Source organism: Gardnerella sp. KA00771, from assembly GCF_049244045.1.
Lineage (GTDB): Bacteria > Actinomycetota > Actinomycetes > Actinomycetales > Bifidobacteriaceae > Bifidobacterium > Bifidobacterium swidsinskii.
The window spans coordinates 1,239,560-1,261,858 of record NZ_CP058368.1; the positions used below are offsets into that span (position 1 = coordinate 1,239,560).

Consider the following 22,299-nt stretch of genomic DNA (forward strand, 5'->3'; position numbering starts at 1 on the left):
TAAACGATTGCAATTATGCGCATCTACGCAACTACACGTAACATTATGTAACACAAACGTAACGAGATATTCGAGTCGCTGAAATCCAAAATGGCATTCATAGTCATAAACTCATTACTGGGTTTTTTAAGAAAGGAATGGTGACCATGACCACTTTGCAAACTAAAGAAGATGCCGCAGCCCTTATTGAAAAGGAAGGCATTGAGTACGTATCCGTACGATTTACTGATTTAATTGGCGTTCAGCAGCACTTTACTGTTCCTGCTGACGAGTTCTTACACAGCGCTTTCACTGATGGAATGGCGTTCGATGGTTCTTCAATGCAAGGCTTCCAGGCTATTAACGAATCAGATATGAAGCTTATTCCAGATGTTGACACTGCTTATATTGACCCATTCCGTAAGCATAAGACTCTGAATGTTGCTTTCTCTATTGTTGACCCTGTAACAGATGAGCCATATTCTAGGGATCCTCGTCAGGTCGCTATTAAAGCAGAATCCTATTTGAAATCAACTGGCATTGCTGACACTGCAAGCTTTGCCCCTGAAGCTGAGTTCTTCATCTTTGACAAGGTGCGTTTTGCTAACGACATGCAGCGCTCCTTCTATGAGGTTGATTCTAACGAAGCTCCTTGGAATTCTGGCATCGACACTGAAGATGACGGTAGCAACAATATTGGTTTTAAGAATCGCGTAAAGCACGGCTACTTCCCTGTGCCACCAGTAGATCACAATCAGGATTTGCGCGATGACATGGTTTACAACTTGCAAAAAGTTGGTTTGATTCTTGAGCGTTCTCACCACGAAGTCGGCGGCGCAGGTCAGCAGGAAATCAACTACCGTTACAATACGCTTGTTCATGCTGGCGATGATTTGATGAAATACAAGTATGTGGTTCATGAAACTGCTGCTTTAGCTGGTAAGGCTGCAACATTTATGCCAAAGCCAATTGCTGGAGATAACGGCACTGGCATGCACTGCCATCAGTCGCTTTGGAAAGATGGCAAGCCATTGTTCTATGCGGAAACTGGCTACGCTCAACTTTCTGATATTGCACGTTGGTACATTGGCGGCTTGATTAAGCACGCTTCTTCTGTGCTTGCATTTACGAATCCTTCGCTTAACTCTTACCATCGCTTGGTTCCAGGATACGAAGCTCCAGTCAACTTGGTTTACTCTGCTCGTAACCGTTCTGCAGCTATTCGTATCCCTCTTGCTGGTACAGAACCTGCTGCTAAGCGTATTGAGTTCCGTGCACCGGATCCTTCATGCAACCCATTCTTAGCATTCTCCGCTCAGCTTATGGCAGGTTTGGATGGTGTTATTAACCATATTGAGCCTCCTGCCCCTGTTGATAAAGATTTGTACGAGCTTCCTCCAGAGGAGCATGACGGCATTAAGCAAGTTCCTTCTTCGCTTGGTGAAGCTTTGCAATCTTTGGAAGAGGATCACGACTTCCTTATGCAAGGCGACGTATTTACTAGCGACTTGATTGAAACTTGGCTGAATTTGAAGCATGAGGAAATGGATATGGCTCGCTTGGCTCCAACTCCACTCGAGTATGAGCTTTACTTCCACATCTGATTTGTAGTTAAGTTATTCTAGCAATAAGCCGGCTCTACGATTTCGCAGAGTCGGCTTTTTGTTTTGCGCGACGACCTGCTTGAGCGCTTATTCCTCACGGCATAGCCGTTCGGCTGATTTGGCATGTGAAGCACACCGTGCTTCACAATTGAGCCAAATCACGCTTTGAAGGAGCTTGAAATCCTGTTGAGTTCAAGCTCCTTCAAAGCGCGCGCGAAAGCAACTCGGAGCGGAAACTCGCTCGCGTTGGAAGTCCAGTGGACTTCCAACGCGAGTTTCGTAAGCGAGCGCTTATAGCGCGAGCGCAATCTGCACGAGTGTCCCATAACGACAGTTTTCAGACACTAACGCAGTAAGCGCGCTGCACGAGTGTCCCAAAACAAGCGAAATCGGACACGCGCGCAGTAACTCAACTGCACTAGTGTCCCAAAATCACCAAACAGAGACACTCGCGCAGTAAGCGTACTGCACTAGTGTCCCAAAATCGCCTGTTTTGGCGCTCAAGCAGATTGTCGCGTTAGCTGTTTATTTTTCAGCACGTATTTTACATCAGCTTGAGAGGCGACCTTCGAATCATGAGTAACAACAATCACACATTTGCCATGCTCTCTAGCAGCATTTTTTAATATTGCAATAACTTCTTTAGTAGTAGCAGGGTCAAGACTTCCAGTAGGCTCATCAGCTAAAATTACCGGAGCAGAAGATACTAAAGCTCGTCCAATTGCAACACGCTGCTGTTGACCACCAGAAAGTTTAGTGACGTTACGATTTGCTTCTTCTTCAGTTAATCCAAGATCTATTAGCACTTGAACATCAGCATGTGAATTTACTAATCGCAAATTTTCTAATGGCGTCAAATAGTCAATAAGATTAAAATTCTGGAAAACAAGTGAAATATGTTTTTTGCGATGCTCAACATATCCTGTTTTTGCAATATTTTCACCATTAAAAAGCACTTCGCCACTATACGGAGTATCTAATCCAGCTAAAAGTGAGAGCATAGTAGACTTTCCGGCTCCAGAAGCTCCCATGATACTGTACATAGTGCCAGCTTCAAACTCAGCATTCACGTCATTTAGTACCGCAATATTTGCAGGTCCGTAAGTGTACTTCACATTTTTTAATTGCAATAAAGCCGACATAATAAGCTCCTTATTTTTACATAATTTAAATATGATTTATAAGATTTGTTTCATTTATACGATTGCGCTGTTTGTGATTGTGTTTTTAGTAGAAAATTCACATACGCAACTACATTTCTGCTAACTCATAGCACTTAGTATTTGCCGAGGCTTCTTTATTAATATTGGCAGCACTGCAACAATCAACGCAACTATTGAAATAAGCAAACCAATAACAAAAGCAGCAAGAGTTTGCAACAATGGCAATACTGGCATACCATCCGCAATAAATGACGAATCAGCACTATGCAAAATCGCAGAACCAATAACGCCAGAAAAAGCAGCACCGAAGCCTAGCGAAATGACGAATGACACAATGTTGAGTATCGTTATTTCAACAAGCAATTGACTAACTATTATTGCTCTAGATAATCCAATAGACATAAGTACGCCAATCTCGTGCATACGTCCTCTAACCCAGAACACTAATACAAGTCCAAGCACTAAAATACCGACAAAACTTAGTGCCACAAAAATCATTCGCACAAGTTGTTGCACAGAGTTAACCGAGCTTATTACATCAGACAATTGCGAAGCATTCTGCTCTACATCCGCCCACTTGCCAGCAATAGTTTTAGCCTGCCGTATTGCATTAGCTAATAAATCAGAACGCTCAACAACACAACGCAAAACACCTCGCTTAGAAGAACCAGCCAAAGACAACGCCGAACTTAAGTCAGTAAATATGCGATTTTCTGACGCATCCGAAGGAAGTGCTCCTTTAGTTTGCAATTTGCCGGCAAAGATGCCAACAACACGAACTTTTACATTAAACCCCTGCTTAAGAATTATAGTAGAACCAATATTAAGATTATTCTTCTTAGCAAAATCACGATGCACTATTGCTCTACCAGAAGAACGATTAGTAATATGCTCACCCTGCTCTAAACGGTATAATCCCTCTTGAAAACCCTGAGACAATCGAGAATCTGTTGTGCCAGTAATTCCAGCAGCATGAGCCAAAACATCATCGTCTAGTCTTGGACCCTGCGCAGGAAGCACAAGTTGCTTTCCAACAGGCGTAGCTAAAACATCGCGCTCTTCCACTACAGTTTTTACGCCCGAAATCGCAGCAAATTTACGAATTTGACTAGAGTCAATTCCTTCATTCGCGGCCAAATCTTGTGGAATTGGAGAATTAGACGTAGCAACAGAATTAGAATTTGTATTACTTTGCTCTGGAAGAGTTTCACCTCGAGTTTTTGCTCGTACAGTAAAACCTAAACCAATACTGGATTGAATACGATCCCTAACACCCTCAACAGAAGCACTGATACCAGCTTGTGAAACTAGCGCACTTAAAACAAGAGTCATAATCAGCACAATTATTGCGTTACGTCGAGGTTTGCGCAATATTGCAAGTTTCGCTCGAGCACATAAAGAAATTACTTCACCATTCATAATGTTACTCACTAACTTTTCAAATAACTTTCATACGACGAATTATGAAAACTATGCCGCCAAACAGCATAGTTTTACTTTTGCAATCCGAGGAGCTCACGAGGAGATTTGCATATAATTGGCAAATAAGACAACACAACTGCAATAACGATTACTGCACCAACAATTGTAGAAACTCCGACAAAACACTGAGCGTCTACTTGTACGCTAAGTGTTTCCAAAGTTTTTGTTGCCAAAGTTGATTCAAGATTTCCACCAGCTTGACCCATATTACTCAATTCACGGGCCGCTGATGATTGCACAGAGCCAAGAGCAACATTAGCCATCAACGGAGCTATAACTTTTGCAAAAAGGTAACCCACAATCAACGAAGGTATTGAAATAAGCACAATCTCAGCAAGATATTGACCAACTATAGATAATTTGCCAGTGCCAATTGCAACAAAAACACCAATTTCATTACGTCGCTCATTCATCCACAGCAAAAGCACTAATGCCAAAGCAATAATAGCGAATGATACAACAGCAATTGTTGTAACAGTCATTATTGAGCGCACTCCCTTTGCTGCTTTCAACAAACCAGAAACGAACTGATCGTCACGAGTTAGTTGATAGTTTTGCAAATCAATAGGCAATTTCGCAGCTTGAGCCATAATATTATCCACATCCTCGCCGCGCTTTATTCTAAAACTTGCATCCTGATATATTTCTTTTCCAGGCTCATATTTGTATAATTCGCGAGTAGTTTGCAAATCCGTATACACGGTATTAGCTGTCAATTCCGCCCTAGTTGCGACTTGACGCTTATTTGCTCCGGCATAAATTCCAACAATACGAGTTTTTACTGTTGCTGTTGATTGTTGAATATTGTCAGCATCGTAAGGATTAGCGCGAAGCGTAAGAGTATCTCCTACATGTAATCCGTTAGCTTTAGCGAGATCTTCATGAATCAGTGATGCATGAACGTTATTAGCAATAAGATGCTTGCCTTTAGACATAGTTATTGCTTTTGTTTTAAAAGTATTTAAACCAGTAGAGTCATTCGTCCCTTCAATATTAACGGCATTTCCAAACTGCTGCTCGCGCTTTTGATCATAATCCTGAACGCCTGGAATTCTTGCCGCTTTAGCATTAACTAAATCCGCTGTTACATTTTGTCGAACAACGTAGGAAGCAATTCCATTTAATTTTGCAATTGCCTGTACATCTTTAGGTTTTACAGTTCCAGCTCCTCTAGGAGTTCCAGGGTTTATTTGAGGGTTATTTGCGAGCACAAAACTAGACTCTGCTTGCGCTTCAACTTTTTCTCCTTCTCTACCTGCAGCACTTGAAACTGCAGAAGTAGAAAATAACAATGTCGAAATAAGAAATACAATAATGAAAACTATCGCTGTTTTTATTCGTTTCCTCAGAATGTAGCGTATTGCACGAGAGATAAACGTCATCGACTACCTTTCTTCATTGAAAAATAACTTTATATAGTATGCGAACATACGATATGCCAGTATAGCATATACGCACTTATAATCGACATACGAAAAGCCAACCCTACGATTTTGCGGGGTCGGCTTTTCGTTACTAACACAGCACTCAGGCAGGTCGGAGCGCTGCACGAGTGTCCAAAGCGGCAACGAGTTTTATTTAATACTTATCCTTAATAATCTTGTTCTTGATATGTATTGTTCTCAAACTTAATATTTACGTCGTTGCCTTTGATTTTAAATGATTCGTTGATATAGAATCTGCTTACAGAATTACCATCATGCCATTCGTCTTCGTTACTAGCCTTACGACGGAACTCTACAGTTTCTTCAAATCCTTCTGTAGAGAAACTTCCACTTTCTGGATCAATGGATGTAAGTTTAGGATATCCGTTAACACTTCTCTTAACATCTGAATATGAATAGTCGTAGGATGTAAAGAATCCTAAGTTCTTCTTACGCAAGGAGGTGCCAAAAACACAAATCTTTGCAGGGACTGCTGATCCATTTGATGCACTAATGCACTGCTTAATTTGCTTTTTAACAGCACTGGTAATTTTCTTCTCTAGCTTCTTGCTAGCACGTTAACTTTGATTTTTTAATCCTGTTTGGAATATCTAAATACATAATGTTTACACGAGGATACAGCTTATATGACTTAAATATAAGCCACTCAGTTTTAGGATAAGAGACTTGAAGCGACATTTTATTCTCTTTCCCATTAATTCTGTAGGAGACTACACTGGAATCAAAGCTAATGTTGGTAATTACTGGATTTTCAATATGATTTTTAGCTTTGCTGCCAACTTCATTAGTCAAAAGGATGCGAGAACCTTCTTGAATATCGTTAGGAGACCAGTCAACAAGTTTGCTTGCTTCTGTAAAGTTTCCGCTTTCCAGAGCGTTCACGTATTGTTTAATTGTAGCTTCTGGAGAATAAACATAGTTCTGAATTGCATAATATGCAGTACCAAGAGCTACCACTAAAACTCCAATTATGATAAGGATGATTTTATTCTTTTTGCTCATCTTTACTGAAGCTATATCAGAGTTATTTGAGAAATTCGCATTATTTACGTTATTTACGTTATTTGGCAAAACGGTGTTATTAGTTTGCGTCTGATACGTATTTACAGCAAACTGCTGCGCTTGAGATTCATGCTGATTAAATTGCGCCACTGGCTGCTGTGTATTATCCTCTACTTTTGCGCCACAATTTGAGCACTACGTTGAGACACTATCTATAGGGCTTCCACATTGAGTGCAATTCATATTAACTCCTAATATTTCACAAAAGTGCTTAGCATATTATTCATACGCTAAGCACTTTTGAAATAAAATTTTTCCAAGTTATTTTTATTTTTAAGTTATTTTGCTAAACTGACGCAAATTTTACGAAAAACACTCTATTAAAAAGCTTTTATAGAATTATTTAATTAGATTAGCAAAATTCTTTTAGTGCAATAAAGCTCCGTATATTGCGGAAGAAATAGCACTTGTTACGATTCCCATAGTGACGCAGAATACGATAATAAGAATTATCGCAGCTACTAACACGTAAATAACCCACAACCATTCGCGATCTATCTTACGCGTGCATTCAGCGTGAGATACGAAGGAGAATGGAAGAAGCAATGTCAAGAATCCTGCAAAGATTTGCAAGAACACAGACGGAGTCGAAAGAGTAAGAATGCCAAGCAATGCTGCGCAAATCTGAATTGTTACAATCGGAACCATCTTCTGAGCGAACTGAACATGCAACTGGCTGGCAGACATTGGGTCACCAAACATCTTTGCACCAATCAAAGCCACAACGAATGTCATGTAAACGCTAATCATTGCTGCGAAGAAAGCGGCAATGAATACGGAAATAGGCACGGAAACTCGTGGAGCAGAAATAGAACGCTCCCACATTGACGAAAGTAAGTTAGTGCCAACCTTAGTAAAAGAGTTGAAAATGTTGGCACCAGATTGAACCGTGGAATAAGTTTGGATTGCAGATACAAGAGCACTAATTACAAACACAAGCACAGCGTACAAGCTAGATACATGGTAACTCTGAGAAGGCTTCTTAATTGCGCTAAGAAGCCAATGGAAGAAGTCCACCATCTGTTCAGAATTAATCTGATTCATTGGCTGAGTATAGTGAGGAGCACCTTGCATTGCTGGAGCCTGCTGCATCATCGGTTGAGCCGGTTGAGTTGGGTGAGTCATTTGCGGATTCTGCTGAACAAACATTGGCTGAGCTGGCTGCTGGTACGCAGGTTGCATTGGCTGAGTTGGCTGCGGTTGAGCCGGTTGAGACGCAAACTGCTGAGCCGGCTGAGAATTTGCAAACATAGGCTGAGCCATATGAACAGGCTGCTGCTGCATTGGTTGAGCCATTGGCTGAGCCTGAGACACAGGTTGTACAGGCTGAGCTACTGGTTGAGCGGATTCAACATTATTACCGCAACCCTTACAGAACTTTGCGGAATCGTTGTTTGCTGTACCGCATTGAGAACAAACCTTCATTTGTCTCTCCTTTATTCAATGTAGTAAATACTCGCGTTCAAGTAGTAAATTACAAAAACACACATGAGTATTCTATTACTACTATTGAAATGCACAAAACGACACTGCAATAATTTTTAAAACTTTAAAATCATATTGCAAAACCGAGAGTGCGAGCAGCAGCTACAGGAACTGCTTCATCTGCCCAATAATCTTCAAGATTTTCGTCGGTAGAAAGTGAACGCATTTCCGCACGATCAATATAAAGTTCGCCGCGAAGATGATCAGTTTCGTGCTGGAAAATACGCGCAGGCCAACCATGCAAACGCTCGGAATGTTGTTTGCCGTCCTCATCCTGCCAAGTAGCCTGAATATCAAGCCAACGCTGACGTACAGCCTGATAGCCGGAAACACTTAAGCAACCTTCATAAAAACTACGAGTTTGCGTACCAATAGGCTCATAATGAGGATTAATAATAGCTCTAAACGGAAGCTCTGCAATGTCACGAGGATCATCCTCATCGTCACGAACATGATCTTCAATAACAGCAATCGCAAGACCTAAACCAATCTGTGGAGCAGCCAAACCTACGCCTGGAGCCTCCAGCATTGTGCTGTGCATAAGAGAAATAAGTTTTGTGAGAGTAGCACGTGTAAGCTGGCCGTCATATGCCACAGTGCGCTGGCGAAGAACAGGCTCACCTGCTTGCACAATCGGCAAAATGCCGTCTTCTGTAGCGGAATCAAGCAAGCGCTCAACAGCGCGACTGAGCTTAGTATCAACACTTGCGTGATGCGTAAACATAGGACTCCTTTTCACCGTTTTAAGTAACGCGCACAGTAACGCGAAAACATACAAAATCTACATGCTGCGAGCAGAATTTGAAAGCCGCACTAAAGATATAAGTGTATCAAAATTATTTGCGCACTGCTAGAGCCGACTGAAATGTAAGCAAATAGCAGGCGCAAAAAATAAGTAAGCTTATAGCTTCAGATTATCGACCACAACTTGAGCAAGACGAGCACAAACCTCATCTGCCTGAGTTTGAGTTGCAGCCTCGCACATAACGCGCACAAGCGGCTCTGTGCCACTAGGACGCAAAAGCACGCGACCTGTATCTCTAAGAAGCTTCGATTCTTTCTCAACAGCTGCAAGCACAGCTGCGTTAGTTTTCGAAGCCATTTTATCTACATTTGGCACATTTACAAGAGCTTGCGGAAGCTGCGGGAAGTCTGCAGCCATTTGCGAAAGTTTCTTGCCTGAACGAACAACTTCACGGCACAAAGTCAAAGCAGTAAGCGTACCGTCACCGGTTGTTGCAAATTCGCGATTAATAACGTGACCAGACTGCTCGCCGCCGAGTGAATAATCATGCTTAAGCATTTCTTCAAGAACGTAGCGATCGCCGACGTTTGTTTGCACTGTTGAAATGCCCATATCTTTGAGCGCAAGCTTTAAGCCAAGATTGCTCATTACAGTTACAACGAGCGTATCGTGATTCAGCTTACCTTCAGCCTGCTTTGCGCGAGCAAGAATACCCATAATTTGATCGCCATTAACCATATTGCCGTTCTCGTCAACAGCTAAGCAGCGGTCGGCGTCACCGTCAAAAGCCACGCCTAAATCAGCCTTAGAAGCTTTAACCATGGCTTGCAGCTGCTCAGGATGAGTCGAGCCTGCGTGATCGTTAATATTGTAGCCGTCAGGAGAAGCGTTAATTACGATTACTTCCGCACCAGCGCGACGAAGAGCTTCAGGAGCAACAACAGAAGTAGCACCATTCGCGCAATCTGCTACAACACGCAAGCCTGCAAGAGGCTTTGGACGCGTAGTAGAACCATTGCTTAAAGGCGCAACAGCAGAAACTAAATGATCAATATACAAGTTAGTAGCTGTAGTAGTATCATGGCTGACTCGACCTACACCAGCACCAGTTGGACGCTCCCAATCTTGACCAAGCACAGTCTCAATCTCATCTTCCTTGCTATCTGGAAGCTTAAAACCTCCGCGCGCAAAGAATTTAATACCGTTATCTGGCATAGGATTATGCGACGCAGAAATAACAGCACCCATTTCAACGTTAAGCACGGAAGTGAGGAAAGCAACGCCAGGAGTTGGGATAATTCCAGCATCAATAACATCAAAACCGCCAGCACTCATGCCAGCAGCGAGAGCAGAAGCTAGAAAATCACCAGAAACACGCGTATCTCTGCCAATAAGCGCGCGACGGCGAGCGTGAGAGGAAGTCTCGCTTTCATTAGAGCTAGATGCAACCGGCGCGTGCTTATCCCCTAAAACGCGCACTGCAGCATCACCCAAATCTAACGCAAGTTGCGCTGTTAAATCTCGGTTCGCCAATCCACGCACACCGTCAGTACCAAACATTCTTGGCATAATAAAGCCTCTTTCGCAAAAATCACTTCATCCTGCGCGCAAGCAAACAACATCGCATACTAGCGCGTCACACACTGTTTGCCATCTTACTCGTAACATTACATAACGCGCTATAAAAAATTTCTCCGCACATGGTTGTGGTACAAAAGCCGGAAAAACTCCGGAAAATGTTCCACAAATTGGCCAACGCTCGCGCGGTTAACGCTCTCGCTGCTGAGCTTGCGTGGAAAGTCCACTGGACTTTCCACCTGAGCAAGCTCACGCTCCGAGTTGCTTTCGCGCGCACAATGCTGCGCGAAAGCAGGTCGTCGCGCAAAACTCGCGCCACATTAATTAAGGCACTAGCACAAGGAAGCGTTGTAATGCTGTACCTTAAGCGTGCGGCGAGAAGAATCAAGGCTGCCGAGCACCATGCGACGCAAAGCCTGATCTGCATCAGCATGAGCCTCAAGCCACTTTTCACCGTGCTTAACCAGCTCCTCAACCGGCGCATACACAGGATACAAGCCTTCGATCAAAGCTTCAGCCATGTGGAAGGTGCGGTTCTTCCAAATCCACTCAACTTCAGCAAAGTAGCGATCAACGTAAGGCTTAACCAAATCGCCTTTAGCAGTGCTTGCAAAGCCAGCAACCACAGCGCCCATTTGCATATTCGTCAAATCGAGATTACGCAAAGCCTGTTCAAAAGCCCAATCCTTAGCTTCTGCAGTTGAGCGAGCTGCACGAGCCTGGTAAGCGTATTCGCGATTCTCAGTCGTGTCGCGCTTTTGAAGTTCCGCGTCAATTCCAGCTTCGTCCAAAGCATTCACGCCTGCGAGTGCAATAAGAATGCTCCAGCGCAAGTCGTTGTCGATTTCCAAGCCTTCCAGATTCACGGAACCGTCAAGTAATCCGTTAGCTACGCGCAAGAACTCGGCATCTCCAACTTCGCCGTATCCAAGATAAGCCTTAACGAGCTGGAATTGTTCATCGGAACCAGCCGAAGCTGCCAAAGCCAACTGCCACAATTCGTGAGCAACATGTTTTGCAACTTCTGCTTGACGCTCTGGAACAACGTAGTGGCTTGCAGTTACTTTCACTTGACCAAGAGCATAGCGGAAAGTAGTTGATTCTCGCTCAGTTGCCAAAGCTTTAAGGCTGAGTTCCACAAAGCGTTCTGCTGGGAATTCTGCGTCGCGAGTCATATCCCACAATGCGAGCCAAATAAGCGAGCGAGTCAAAGAATCCTTGAAACGATACAAGTTTTCGGCAGCAAATTCAAGCGACTTTGCGTCAAAACGTAGCTTCGTATAAGTTAAATCGTCGTCGTTTACAAGAATAAGCGCAGGCATTTTCTCGCCGCGCACCTCAACAACTTCCGTCACTTCGCCGTCAACGTCAAGTTCGATTCGCTTTGTGCGCTTAATTTCACCAGTTGCTTCGTCTACATTGTAGAATCCAACAGCCAAACGGTGCGCGCGAAGAACAGGATGCTCAGCTGGCGCGCTCTGATGCAAACGCAAGGAAGCAATAGTGCCGTCACCTGCTTCTTCGACTTCAGTAGAAATCGTATTAATTCCAGCCTTTTCAAGCCATTGAGCACTCCAAGCCTTCAAATCGCGTCCGCTTGTAAGCTCTAACTCGTGCAACAAATCAGCCAAAGTTGCGTTGCTGTATGCATGCTTGCTCAAATAGTTGTGGATTCCTTCAAAGAACTTTTCGCGACCAACATACGCTACGAGTTGCTTCAATACAGAAGCACCCTTTGCATAAGTGATGCCGTCGAAGTTGACGGAAGTGTCATTCAAATCGTTGATTGGAGCCACGATTGGGTGCGTTGTTGGAAGCTGATCTTGATTAAGTGCCCAGCTTTTTTCGCCGGAATTGAAAGTGCTCCAAGCGTCATGCCATTCGGTTGCTTCAGCAGTTGCAAGAGTAGAAGTGAATTCTGCGAAGGATTCGTTAAGCCACAAATCATTCCACCACTTCATGGTCACGTAGTCGCCGAACCACATGTGTGCAAGCTCATGCAAAACTGTTACAACGCGGCGCTCAGCATAAGCGTCCGTGACTTTGGATTCAAACACGTACTGGTCGCGAATCGTGACCATACCAATGTTTTCCATAGCTCCAGCGTTATATTCTGGAACGTAAATCTGATCGTACTTTGCGTACGGATACGGCACTCCCCAAGTCTTAGCGTAGAAAGCAAAACCTTTCTTCGTAATATCGAACAAGTAGTCAACGTCTTTTGCAAAAGCGTCTTTAAGTGCCTGACGGCAGTACATTGCCATTGGAACTACGCGACCGTCTTCATTGTTGTAAGTTGTGTGCCACTGCGCGTAAGGGCCTGCGCAGATAGCAGTTAAGTAGGAGCTCATCTTTGGAGTTGACTCGAATACCCAACGCTTCATGCCTTCTACAGCGCCATTTTCCAAAGTGCCTGCTTCAGTTTCGCGGCCTTCCAACGCGGTTTCGCTTTTAACTGGCATATTGGAAGTCACAATCCAACTTTCTGGAGCGTCCACCGTAAAGTCAAAAACAGCCTTTAAATCCGGCTGATCAAACACAGCATAAACGCGGCGAGCATCCGGCACTTCGAACTGAGTATACAAATAAACGTTTCCGTCGGAAGGATCCACGCTTCTGTGCAAACCTTCGCCCGTGTTGGAATACTGGCAGTTTGCTACAACTTCTACGGTATTATGCTCAAGCAAATTTGCAAGCTCAATTCGACTGTCTGCAAAAACTTTAGAAACGTCAAGAGCGGTACCGTTTAACACCACAGATTCTACGCTGTTTGCAATTAAATCGAGGAAGCTTGCGCTACCAGCTTTAGCATCGAACTCAATCTTCGTGCGCGAAGTAAAATCGCGTCCGCCTTTTCCTAAATCGAGCGCAACATCGTAGTGAATTGGCATTTGGATAGCGTCGAAACGCTCTTGAGCTTCTACGCGAGTCAGATTTGCTCCTGGCATATTTTGTACCTTCCTTATATTTTTCTTATTTTTGATTATATTTACGATTATTTTTAGCTATTTACAAATAATTGCGAATATTTTCTTTATTTTTGATTATTCTTGATTATTTTTTGCAATATCCGCAACTACCGGCACGAGCATAGGCTTCCTGCGCAAAGCGCGAGCAACCCAACTACCCAAAGTTCGTCGCATAATCTGCTGCAACTTATGAGTATCGTGCTCACCGCGCATCATCGCATCCTGCAACTGTTCAACAATTTGATGACGAACCTTCTCAAAATCAGCCTCGTCTTCAGCAACAGCATTCAAGAAAATCTTTGGACCAGAAACAACGTCAGCGTGCTCTGTATCAACTACAACAAAGCTCGATACGAAACCTTCCGTGCCCAAAATTCTGCGCTTTTCAAGCTCTTCATCTGTAAGCTCACCAACAGAATCACCATCAACATACACGTAACCGCATGGTACAGAACCAACAACTGCAGCATTGCCATGATACAAATCCACAACATCGCCGTCTTCAGCAAGCACAACGTTATTTGGTTCAACGCCAGTTTTTACTGCAATCAATCCGTTTGCAACCAAGTGACGATGCTCACCATGAATTGGCATGGCGCACTTTGGCTTCACAATGTTGTACAAGTACAGCAACTCGCCTTCATTGCAATGACCAGACACGTGAATTGCAGCGTTATCTTTGTTGATTACACGCGCACCCAACTGCACAAGCTTGTTAATAACCTTATAAACTTCGTGCTCATTTCCTGGAATAAGCGAACTTGCAAGAATAACAGTGTCGAACTCATTAACAGTAATATCTCGGTGATTGCCATCTGCAATACGCCCGAGTGCAGCCATAGGCTCGCCTTGTGAACCAGTGCACATGTATACGAGCTTGTCGTCTTGAACATCCTTGGCCTGCTTTAAGTCCACAACCGTGTTTTCAGGAATATGCAAGTAGCCTAAATCCGCAGCAATTGACATATTGCGAACCATCGAACGGCCAACGAACACAACTTTTCTGCCAAACTTGTGAGCTGCGTCAACCACTTGCTGCACGCGATGCACGTGGCTTGAGAAACTAGCAACAATAATCTTGCGCGTAGCTTCAGCAAAAGCGCGATCCAAAGCCGGACCAATCGAAGTTTCAGGCTTTACAAATCCTGGAACTTCAGCATTAGTGGAATCAGCCATAAGCAAATCTATGCCCTGCTCACCTAAGCGACCAAACTCAACTAAATCAGTAATACGATGGTCAAGAGGAAGCTGATCGAGCTTAATATCGCCAGTATCAATCAAAGTTCCAGCAGGCGTTTTAACACAAACAGCAAGCGCGTCCGGAATCGAGTGCGTCACCGTAATAAACTCAAGATTAAACGGACCTACTTTCATCTTATCGCGGCCTTCAACGCGAGTAAGTTTCGGCTCAATATGATGCTCCTGGCACTTTGCTTCAACAAAAGCCAAAGTAAGCTTAGAACCAATTAACGGAATGTCAGGACGCATTTTAAGAAGGTAAGGCACACCACCGATATGATCTTCGTGACCGTGCGTTAAAACCAATGCCTCAACTTTGTCTAAACGATCCTGAATGTAGTGAAAATCTGGGAGAATCAAATCAACGCCTGGCTGCTCTTCTTCTGGGAATAGCACACCGCAATCGATAAGCAAAATATGACCGTTATATTCAATTACGTTCATATTGCGGCCGATTTCACCCAAACCGCCAAGCGGTACGATTCGCATTGATCCTTTACGATACTTTGGCGGCGCAATAAGAGCACCTTCTCTTTGATCGTTAACTACAGGAGGAAGAACATTTCCTGTTCTACGAGTTGATGACTTTGCATTTTCTGTTTTAGTTTCTTTGTTGAATTTAGCTTTTTTAGTTGATTTAGTTTTAGCAGTTTTTACATCTTTAGTAGATACTGATTTAGTTGAAGTATCAGCAGACATTTTTTTATTCACTTTTTTCACCGACTGTCGAATTTGCTTAGACGACGCAGAAGATTCTTGGTTATTAAGAGAACGCATATTATCAGCGTCAGATTGCAACGCATCGCGTACTACTTCAGCAAGAATTTCCTCAGTACGTTCATCATATTCTATTTTCATATTCATCTCACTACATCTTGCGATATTGCGCACTTCTTTCTAGTGTACCGTTAGGACTCAACTCAGCTTTTGTCACTGAAGCGGCAGAAACTTTACGCAGCTGTAAAATTTCGGTCGGATTAAAGCGAGAAAACGGCAGAAACTTTACACACGTGCGCAGTTAATGTCGCTTTTTAAGCACCATTACAATAAACCAGCCAAGCGTGGCGATAGGTATAGCTGCCATTGTTGAGATCCATGGAACCATCATTCCGGCATGCGAATTCCACGAGTCGATTGCAGCTCCAGCAGCCATCGAGCCTAAAGAACAGCCAACAGCAGACGCAGTTGGTAGCCATGAAAGACCTTCCGTAAGCGATTCTTCAGGAACAGTTGCTTTCACAATAAGATTTCCAGTAGCAAAAATTGGCGAAACGCATAAGCCAGAAAGCACTTCAAAAACGCTCATAAACATAAGTCTGTCAATATTAAGACTCATAAGCATAAATCCGACAGTTAGAACAGTCAAAAATACAATCAGATGTGACCAATCAGAACCACGGAATTTATGCGATCCAAAAATAATCGCTCCCACAAGCGAACCACATGCAAACAATGCCAACTGCATACCAATGAAATGATCAAGCCCCTGAGCTTTCATTGCAGCTGTTACAGACACGTCAAATGCACTAAAACTCATATTAAATACAACAAACATGAGCACAAGCGGGATAATGCCGCGGTAAAGCAGCACGTTTTTACCGCGCTTTTTTGAGCGATGATTATGCAATTGCTTAAGACTAAATTTGTCTACAAATGAGCGTTTCGCTTCTTGCTTTTGAGATGCCACATAATCTTTGGAAATTTCATCTTCTTTTTGAGAAGCGATTAATACATCAACATCTTCAGCTGCAGCAGTTGGAACTTCCACTACTTTGAGCACAGCAGGTTGAGTATTTTTTAGAGAAAAGAACCAAGCTCCGCCCAATCCACTTGCAAATACTGGCACGAATAATTGCGAAACAGGGTGCACAGAAGTTGCTAACCACGCGGCTAAAATAGGTCCTAATATAAACACAATTTCATCGATACCAGATTCCAACGCATAAGCAACGTTTAATAAAGAATCGTCATCTTCTGCACGCAATGTATAAGCCCAACGAGTACGCACCAACGCGCCAAAAGCAAACTGAGTTACACCCATCACAATTGCTAACACAAAAAGCAAAACAAGAGGAACCTTAAATAAAGCTGCAAATGCAAAAGAAATCATAGCGATTACTTGTGCACTTAGCGCAATAACTCCAACTTTACGCTGACCAAAACGGTCAAAAAGCTTAGCATACACAGGAGTTACCGCAGCTTGTGCAAGCACATACGACGCAGACATTGCTCCAGCAATAGTCCAGTTGTTATACAAATGGTTTAATGCAAGAACAATCCCCAACGCAATCATAGACATTGGCAAACGCGCAATCGCGCCTGCTACACAAAACGCTTTAGCTCCATTAAATGAAAATAATCTAGAATATTGAGAAAATACCGATGCTTTCTTAGTTGCCGTTTGGGACGACATATATTTCTTTGCTCCTTTTTGTCAAGCAAGTCACGCAACGTTATACATTTGCATATTTTTATTAACGCGTTTTAGAACGAGCATTTGCTTGCTTTGAACGAACTCTCGGCTCACCTGAGTAAATATACAAGTCATCCACCAAAGATTTCACGTTCTTAGCTTCATAAGGATGATCCGAGCGCATAAAAGAAGCATCTCTTCTAAGCCCGTGATAATCATAAAAGCTTACGTCACACGCTGAATCAGTATGTAAATAGTAACGATTTACTCCGTTATTTCTTAGCATATGCATTGTTCGCTTCCACAAGCCTCCACCAACACCATGCCCACGAGCATCTGGAGAAACAAGGAAAAGCTCCAATTCCGCTTGAGTTAAATTATTGATATGAGATTTCGCTTCAAGTTTAGTTTCCAACGCGCGCATGCCGTACGCTTCTTCTAAAGCGAGAGCATAGTTTTTGTCACAATTTTCTTTCATTGTGGCTTCTTGCTCGCGAAGCATTCTCCCTACTTCTGGAAATAAAACAGGTGCGTCAAAAACTCGCGCCAAAAGCAGACCCATAAACTTACCATCTATTTCAGCAATAGTACCATGCGTTGAAGGTTCTAAGTAATGCAACACACATCTTCGAGAAAGACTTAACGAAGCATCTTTCCCAACTTTTTGCGCAATACCCCAAGTACGTTCATATTCTTTAACCATTGCATCAATATCACTGAGTTTTACAGAACGAAATTCAACAGTCATGATTCTTCCTTACTTCATACTCAAATCGATGTTGTGCGTATGCCCGCCCACACACACTGCACGAGGAATCTGCACGTTTTCGAAGTGATGCACGATGCGTTTCAATCGCGGCGCAAAATACGTTACAGCAAACAAAAATTGCAGCAAATAAATTGCGACAAAATGATTGCAATAGCAACATTTATGCGTCATCATCATCGAGGGAGATTAACGTGTCAGAGTGTAACTCGGCAAGGATCTCATCTTTCGTTTTTTGCTCGGCATGAATTTCCCGTTCACATTCATCCGATATGTTCACATAATAAAGGGTGGCATCGATAGCATCAAGCGGAACCTTAGTCATAAGAGACAAAAGCAGACGATACCAGTCAAGCTGGCCAAGTTTAAGCGCAATATCTTGTGGTTTGGTTGGTTTTCTTCCGGTTTTCCAATCGACTATCGTGTACAATTTGCTTGGATCTTCTGGATTTAAACCACCTGCAAATATTGCGTCGATTTTGCCATTAATAATTTGATCGCCTAATTCTGGAACATGAGCTACAATCGGCTGCTCTGCTGCTATAGGACGGCGATGCGCCCATTTTGATGTTATTAAACGCTGCTTCCATATCAACAATTTGCGCTCCGAAGATTTTGCATTTTGCGAAATATTCTCGCAAGTTTCAGCAACGTTCTCAACAGCATTCTCATCAACGTTTTCATCAACGTCATACTGAATAGGATTTTTATTCACGCAACAAGCTTTTACAAACTGTTCAGCCCAAGCATGAAAACGCGTTCCCAAATCAGAAGCAGGCGAAGAAACGCTAGGAATAGGGCGAATAATTGCCATCCATTCCTTCCGCAAACGCTTAGCATCCGCATCATCAAAATCTTCATTCGCGCGCGAATAATCACTACGAAACATAGCGCGCCTTTGCACAGCAGTCACATTGACATTTTCAACATTAGAAAGCTGCTCTGCTCTGTTTTTTAACTCTTGAATGTTGTGATACCAATCAATTTTCGGCATTAAATCTGCATCTTGTAGCAAAGCTTGAGCTTTGTAAAGCAAAGAATTATCTTTTGAAATACCAGAAATTTGATTACTCATTTTTGAATTTACAACGTCTTGCGCAGATTTTTGCAATACACTACGTATAGCTTCACTAGATGCACTCGGCCAAGATAATTGTTTCTCATTATCTTCAGTTGGAATAGTGCTTTCCTCGCTAAATAATTGCGCAAGTTGCGAAGCTGACTCCCCTACAACATAACCTACTTGATTTGAAGAATCTGAAACCTTAGCTGTGGCCTGAACCGGAGATTCTTCAGATTCGCGCATTGAATCATACATTTCCTGCCAAAAAACAGAAGGTTTTTTAACTCTAGAAGTTGAAATATTTGAAGATTCATCTACAGAAGAAGCTGCACTATTGGCAAAATTTTCTTTATTCTCAACAACGCTCATAGCATTAGACTGGCTGCAAGTGAGCAATGCTGCGAATTTAGCACGCGTCAAAGCAACATACATAAGGTGACGCTCGTCAATATGCAAAGCGCGCCCACGCTCTTCGACTTGTGAAAGAGGCAATGTGCCAGTTTTCATCACAGCGTCATACACTTTGCTAGCTTCTGAAGGAATCGCTTCTACTGGAGCCTGCTCATGCTCATGGAATTTTTCTGCCAAATCAAACATTTCTCTAGCTCTTGATCCATAAACTTCTGCGTCGATATCGTCTACAGTTAACATATTTTTCAAAGATTTTTGAGGTTCCATGCTAGTTTCAAGATCAACATCGTGAGGGAATCTTGGCAATATGTTTGCATCCACTCTCATAGAAACAGGCACTTTTGAAGCAACTTCGAGCGTTGCGTATGCCCTTTCCCTGTACACGCCACTTTGTTGCGTTGCTATTACGCGCAAATTATCGCCTTGATTACTTGGGAACGCGCCTTCATTAAGCCCAACTATCGCTACAGCAGGCCATTCCAAACCTTTCGATTGGTGAATAGTCATCAATACGACATCCGCAGCCTCATCCACTGAAGAAGGTTGATCGTTAATTTTGTCTATATTGAAAATCCAAGACATAAACCCATGCAAAGTAGGAGTTGTAAAATCGCTCATTTCTTGCAAATACGCGTCTGCTAGTAAACAAATAGAATCGACAGTAGAGTGCATATCGTCAAGAAGCGTTGCATTAGAGGAAGTATCATTCATAAGCGCACGAGATAGCGCAACGTCAATATCAACGTTAAGCGTTTCTACAGCAACGCGCATAATATCTTGCAAAGAGCCAGATTGAGCACGTTGTATTGCATGAATCATTTGCCCTATTCTTAACACTGCTATATAAGCTTTAGAGCTTAAATTATTTTTTAGCTCAAAAAGCAAATTATTGTTATTGTTGTCGTTATTTTTTGCTTCTTCGCTTAGTTGCGTTTCGTATGCTTCAAGCAAAACATCCGCCACAAAAACTCCACCATGAATACTATTGGTTTGCGAAGCTTGAGATTGCTGTTCTCGAACAACTTGCGACCACTTAGAGCGAGGAGTTTCAGCGTTTACTAAACCTGCTTGCACTAAAGCACGAAAAACATATTCGATATTCTTTGATGTTGCAATATTAGCTATAGCAGCCAAATCGTCAGTATTAAGCGCAAAACGAGGAGTTGCAAGCAATCTCATCAAAGCTTGAGTATTTGTGTGATCTGCAACAACAGAAAGAAGAGCTAAAACATCTCGAATTTCTGGTTTTTCAAGCAATGCAGAATACCCAACAGTAAGAGTGCGTAAACCTGCTTTTTGTAATGCTTCTTCATATAACGGAATATTATTTTTGCTACGGAAAAGAACTGCAACTCGAGCAGATGCAGAATTAGTATCGTCGTTTTCAGATAGCGCATTATGTTTTACATATTTTACAAAACGCACAACGGCTTCTACTTCTTGATATTGCGTAGGCATATTTAACACACTAAAAGTACCTTTTGGTGCATTATCTAAGTATTGCAAGTTTTTCACTTCTACTTCTGTAGCAAGTGAACTACTATGGCGAAGCGCAGGCACTCGCAAAGGTTTCGTAATAGAATTTGCAGCTTTTAAAATAAGCTGCGAATTGCGTCGCGTTCTAGTAAGAGAAAACTCACTTGACTGGTCGATATTTAGTGCTTGCTCAAGCTTTCTGAAAGCTCCGGAACTAGCTCCTCTAAACGAGTAAATAGCTTGGAACGGATCACCTACTGCAGCAATATGCGTTTGTTGAGTAGTTAAAAAGTCTTGATTTTCACTAGTTTTCGCAGCAACGCTAGCTTCTTCCACACCGCTAGTTTTTTTATGAAACAGCGTTGCAATCAGCATTGCTTGAGTTGTAGAAGTATCTTGATATTCATCAAGCAAAACTTGGCTGTATTGGCGGCGATACTGCTCTGCAATAGAAGGAAAATGCGTCACCAAACGGTATGCAGCAATAGTAAAATCGCTAAATTGCGCCATATTTGCGCGCTGCTTTGCTGCGTCAAAAGCCAAAACTAATTCAAGTAATACATTGCGCTTCTCAGCAGCTTCAAGCAAGTTATTACAAGATTCATAACACTTATTTTTTAATGTAATATTCAGGTATTCTACGTATTCTTTTCCGTAATTTTCGCACTTTTCGAAATATTTTTCATCTGAATCGTTTTTTCCGCGACGCAATTTAATAGAGCTAGGCTTTTTTGCAATTATTTCAGTAGTTTCAGCACAATTAATTGCTTTTTGCAAATGCTCAATCCAAGCGTTATTCCACTTCTGAATTTCTAAAACAGCTTTAGACGTGCTATCTATAGACTCTCCCCTGCTATTTATGCCAATCATCGAGCATGAAATATCTGCTGCGAGCGCAAGCACGTCGTCAATAAGCGCATCAAAACTATACCAAGACAGCACTTCCGCATGATTAGTAACATAATCGTTTACTAGCGGTTTTATTAATTCGCGCGCACCTGCATCGCTTAAAGGTTGCGTATTTTGATCAAATCCAACAAGCAAACCATATTGGCGCACAATTGACTGGAAAAAAGCATCGTATGTCATTACTTCTGGCTTCAAAAAGCCACTTGAAGATGCGGAATTTCCGTTATTGATAAGCTTATTTATTTCGCTACTATGCTGACTTACAGCTTGAGCAACTCTTGCAAGCAGCTCAGAAGCTGCTTTATTAGTAAAAGTCAAACCCAAAATACTTTCAGGAGCAACTCCGCGCTCAATAAGGTCGATAACTCGACGAGTCATCGTATACGTTTTGCCGCTTCCAGCTCCTGCAACAATAATCATGTTCTTATTTGTTGGTGCTTGAATTGCTGCAGCTTGCTCCGCGCTATCGGTGTTCTTGCGAGTAAATTGCTTATTTGTTTTATCAATCAT

Annotated in this window: 14 protein-coding genes; 1 reads left to right on the forward strand and 13 read right to left on the reverse strand. The window is 42.6% G+C overall.

Annotation, left to right across the window (positions count from 1 at the left end; translation table 11 throughout):
* Positions 1-146: 146 nt before the first annotated feature.
* Positions 147-1,583: a type I glutamate--ammonia ligase gene (gene glnA / locus HXT57_RS05185; protein WP_004109385.1), complete on the forward strand. Its 1,437-nt coding sequence runs from the start codon at positions 147-149 to the stop codon at positions 1,581-1,583.
* Between the two features lie 500 nt (positions 1,584-2,083).
* Here glnA and HXT57_RS05190 read toward each other — a convergent pair whose 3' ends face one another.
* The 13 genes from HXT57_RS05190 to HXT57_RS05250 form a co-directional block, all read right to left on the reverse strand.
* A complete protein-coding gene (locus HXT57_RS05190; RefSeq protein ID WP_116994626.1) occupies positions 2,084-2,725 on the reverse strand; it encodes an ABC transporter ATP-binding protein in 642 nt (213 codons plus the stop codon).
* Between the two features lie 120 nt (positions 2,726-2,845).
* A complete protein-coding gene (locus HXT57_RS05195; protein ID WP_119504512.1) occupies positions 2,846-4,165 on the reverse strand; it encodes an ABC transporter permease in 1,320 nt (439 codons plus the stop codon).
* A gap of 74 nt (positions 4,166-4,239) precedes the next feature.
* Positions 4,240-5,610 (reverse strand): ABC transporter permease, encoded by a 1,371-nt coding sequence (locus HXT57_RS05200; RefSeq protein ID WP_119504513.1) that lies wholly within the window; start codon positions 5,608-5,610, stop codon positions 4,240-4,242.
* Between the two features lie 209 nt (positions 5,611-5,819).
* A complete protein-coding gene (locus HXT57_RS05205; RefSeq protein WP_102703226.1) occupies positions 5,820-6,110 on the reverse strand; it encodes a hypothetical protein in 291 nt (96 codons plus the stop codon).
* A gap of 112 nt (positions 6,111-6,222) precedes the next feature.
* Positions 6,223-6,825 carry a hypothetical protein gene (locus tag HXT57_RS05210; protein WP_285089289.1) on the reverse strand — a complete coding sequence of 201 codons (603 nt, stop codon included), beginning with the start codon at positions 6,823-6,825 and terminating at the stop codon, positions 6,223-6,225.
* Between the two features lie 276 nt (positions 6,826-7,101).
* Entirely contained in the window at positions 7,102-8,160 is a 1,059-nt protein-coding gene (locus HXT57_RS05215; RefSeq protein ID WP_119504515.1) for a DUF6574 domain-containing protein, read from the reverse strand.
* A gap of 130 nt (positions 8,161-8,290) precedes the next feature.
* Positions 8,291-8,944 (reverse strand): peptide deformylase, encoded by a 654-nt coding sequence (locus tag HXT57_RS05220; protein ID WP_004107289.1) that lies wholly within the window; start codon positions 8,942-8,944, stop codon positions 8,291-8,293.
* Between the two features lie 177 nt (positions 8,945-9,121).
* The gene (gene glmM / locus HXT57_RS05225) at positions 9,122-10,534 is read right to left on the reverse strand and encodes a phosphoglucosamine mutase (RefSeq protein ID WP_012914425.1); all 1,413 of its coding nucleotides are present in this window, start codon (positions 10,532-10,534) and stop codon (positions 9,122-9,124) included.
* Positions 10,535-10,875: 341 nt separating this feature from the next.
* Positions 10,876-13,491, reverse strand: coding sequence for an aminopeptidase N (pepN, locus tag HXT57_RS05230; RefSeq protein WP_288231208.1), 2,616 nt, complete (start codon positions 13,489-13,491; stop codon positions 10,876-10,878).
* 96 nt (positions 13,492-13,587) lie between these two features.
* Positions 13,588-15,615, reverse strand: a complete 2,028-nt coding sequence (locus tag HXT57_RS05235; protein ID WP_102703229.1) for a ribonuclease J — start codon at positions 15,613-15,615, stop codon at positions 13,588-13,590.
* A 154-nt stretch (positions 15,616-15,769) separates the two neighbouring features.
* Positions 15,770-17,164: an MFS transporter gene (locus HXT57_RS05240; RefSeq protein ID WP_102703230.1), complete on the reverse strand. Its 1,395-nt coding sequence runs from the start codon at positions 17,162-17,164 to the stop codon at positions 15,770-15,772.
* A gap of 61 nt (positions 17,165-17,225) precedes the next feature.
* Complete coding sequence (locus HXT57_RS05245) at positions 17,226-17,912, reverse strand: GNAT family N-acetyltransferase (protein WP_102703231.1); 687 nt, start codon at positions 17,910-17,912, stop codon at positions 17,226-17,228.
* Between the two features lie 181 nt (positions 17,913-18,093).
* On the reverse strand, positions 18,094-22,299 hold the full coding sequence (locus HXT57_RS05250) for an ATP-dependent DNA helicase (protein ID WP_421783485.1): 4,206 nt from the start codon (positions 22,297-22,299) through the stop codon (positions 18,094-18,096).

What these genes read in the sequence shown, in the direction of transcription:
- HXT57_RS05235 (WP_102703229.1), bottom strand. Translation starts at nt 15,615, where the DNA reads ATGAATATGAAAATAGAATATGATGAACGTACTGAGGAAATTCTTGCT.
- HXT57_RS05200 (WP_119504513.1), bottom strand. Translation starts at nt 5,610, where the DNA reads ATGACGTTTATCTCTCGTGCAATACGCTACATTCTGAGGAAACGAATA.
- HXT57_RS05190 (WP_116994626.1), bottom strand. Translation starts at nt 2,725, where the DNA reads ATGTCGGCTTTATTGCAATTAAAAAATGTGAAGTACACTTACGGACCT.
- glmM (WP_012914425.1), bottom strand. Translation starts at nt 10,534, where the DNA reads ATGCCAAGAATGTTTGGTACTGACGGTGTGCGTGGATTGGCGAACCGA.
- glnA (WP_004109385.1), top strand. Translation starts at nt 147, where the DNA reads ATGACCACTTTGCAAACTAAAGAAGATGCCGCAGCCCTTATTGAAAAG.
- HXT57_RS05240 (WP_102703230.1), bottom strand. Translation starts at nt 17,164, where the DNA reads ATGTCGTCCCAAACGGCAACTAAGAAAGCATCGGTATTTTCTCAATAT.
- HXT57_RS05215 (WP_119504515.1), bottom strand. Translation starts at nt 8,160, where the DNA reads ATGAAGGTTTGTTCTCAATGCGGTACAGCAAACAACGATTCCGCAAAG.
- HXT57_RS05250 (WP_421783485.1), bottom strand. Translation starts at nt 22,299, where the DNA reads ATGATTGATAAAACAAATAAGCAATTTACTCGCAAGAACACCGATAGC.
- HXT57_RS05195 (WP_119504512.1), bottom strand. Translation starts at nt 4,165, where the DNA reads ATGAATGGTGAAGTAATTTCTTTATGTGCTCGAGCGAAACTTGCAATA.
- pepN (WP_288231208.1), bottom strand. Translation starts at nt 13,491, where the DNA reads ATGCCAGGAGCAAATCTGACTCGCGTAGAAGCTCAAGAGCGTTTCGAC.
- HXT57_RS05245 (WP_102703231.1), bottom strand. Translation starts at nt 17,912, where the DNA reads ATGACTGTTGAATTTCGTTCTGTAAAACTCAGTGATATTGATGCAATG.
- HXT57_RS05220 (WP_004107289.1), bottom strand. Translation starts at nt 8,944, where the DNA reads ATGTTTACGCATCACGCAAGTGTTGATACTAAGCTCAGTCGCGCTGTT.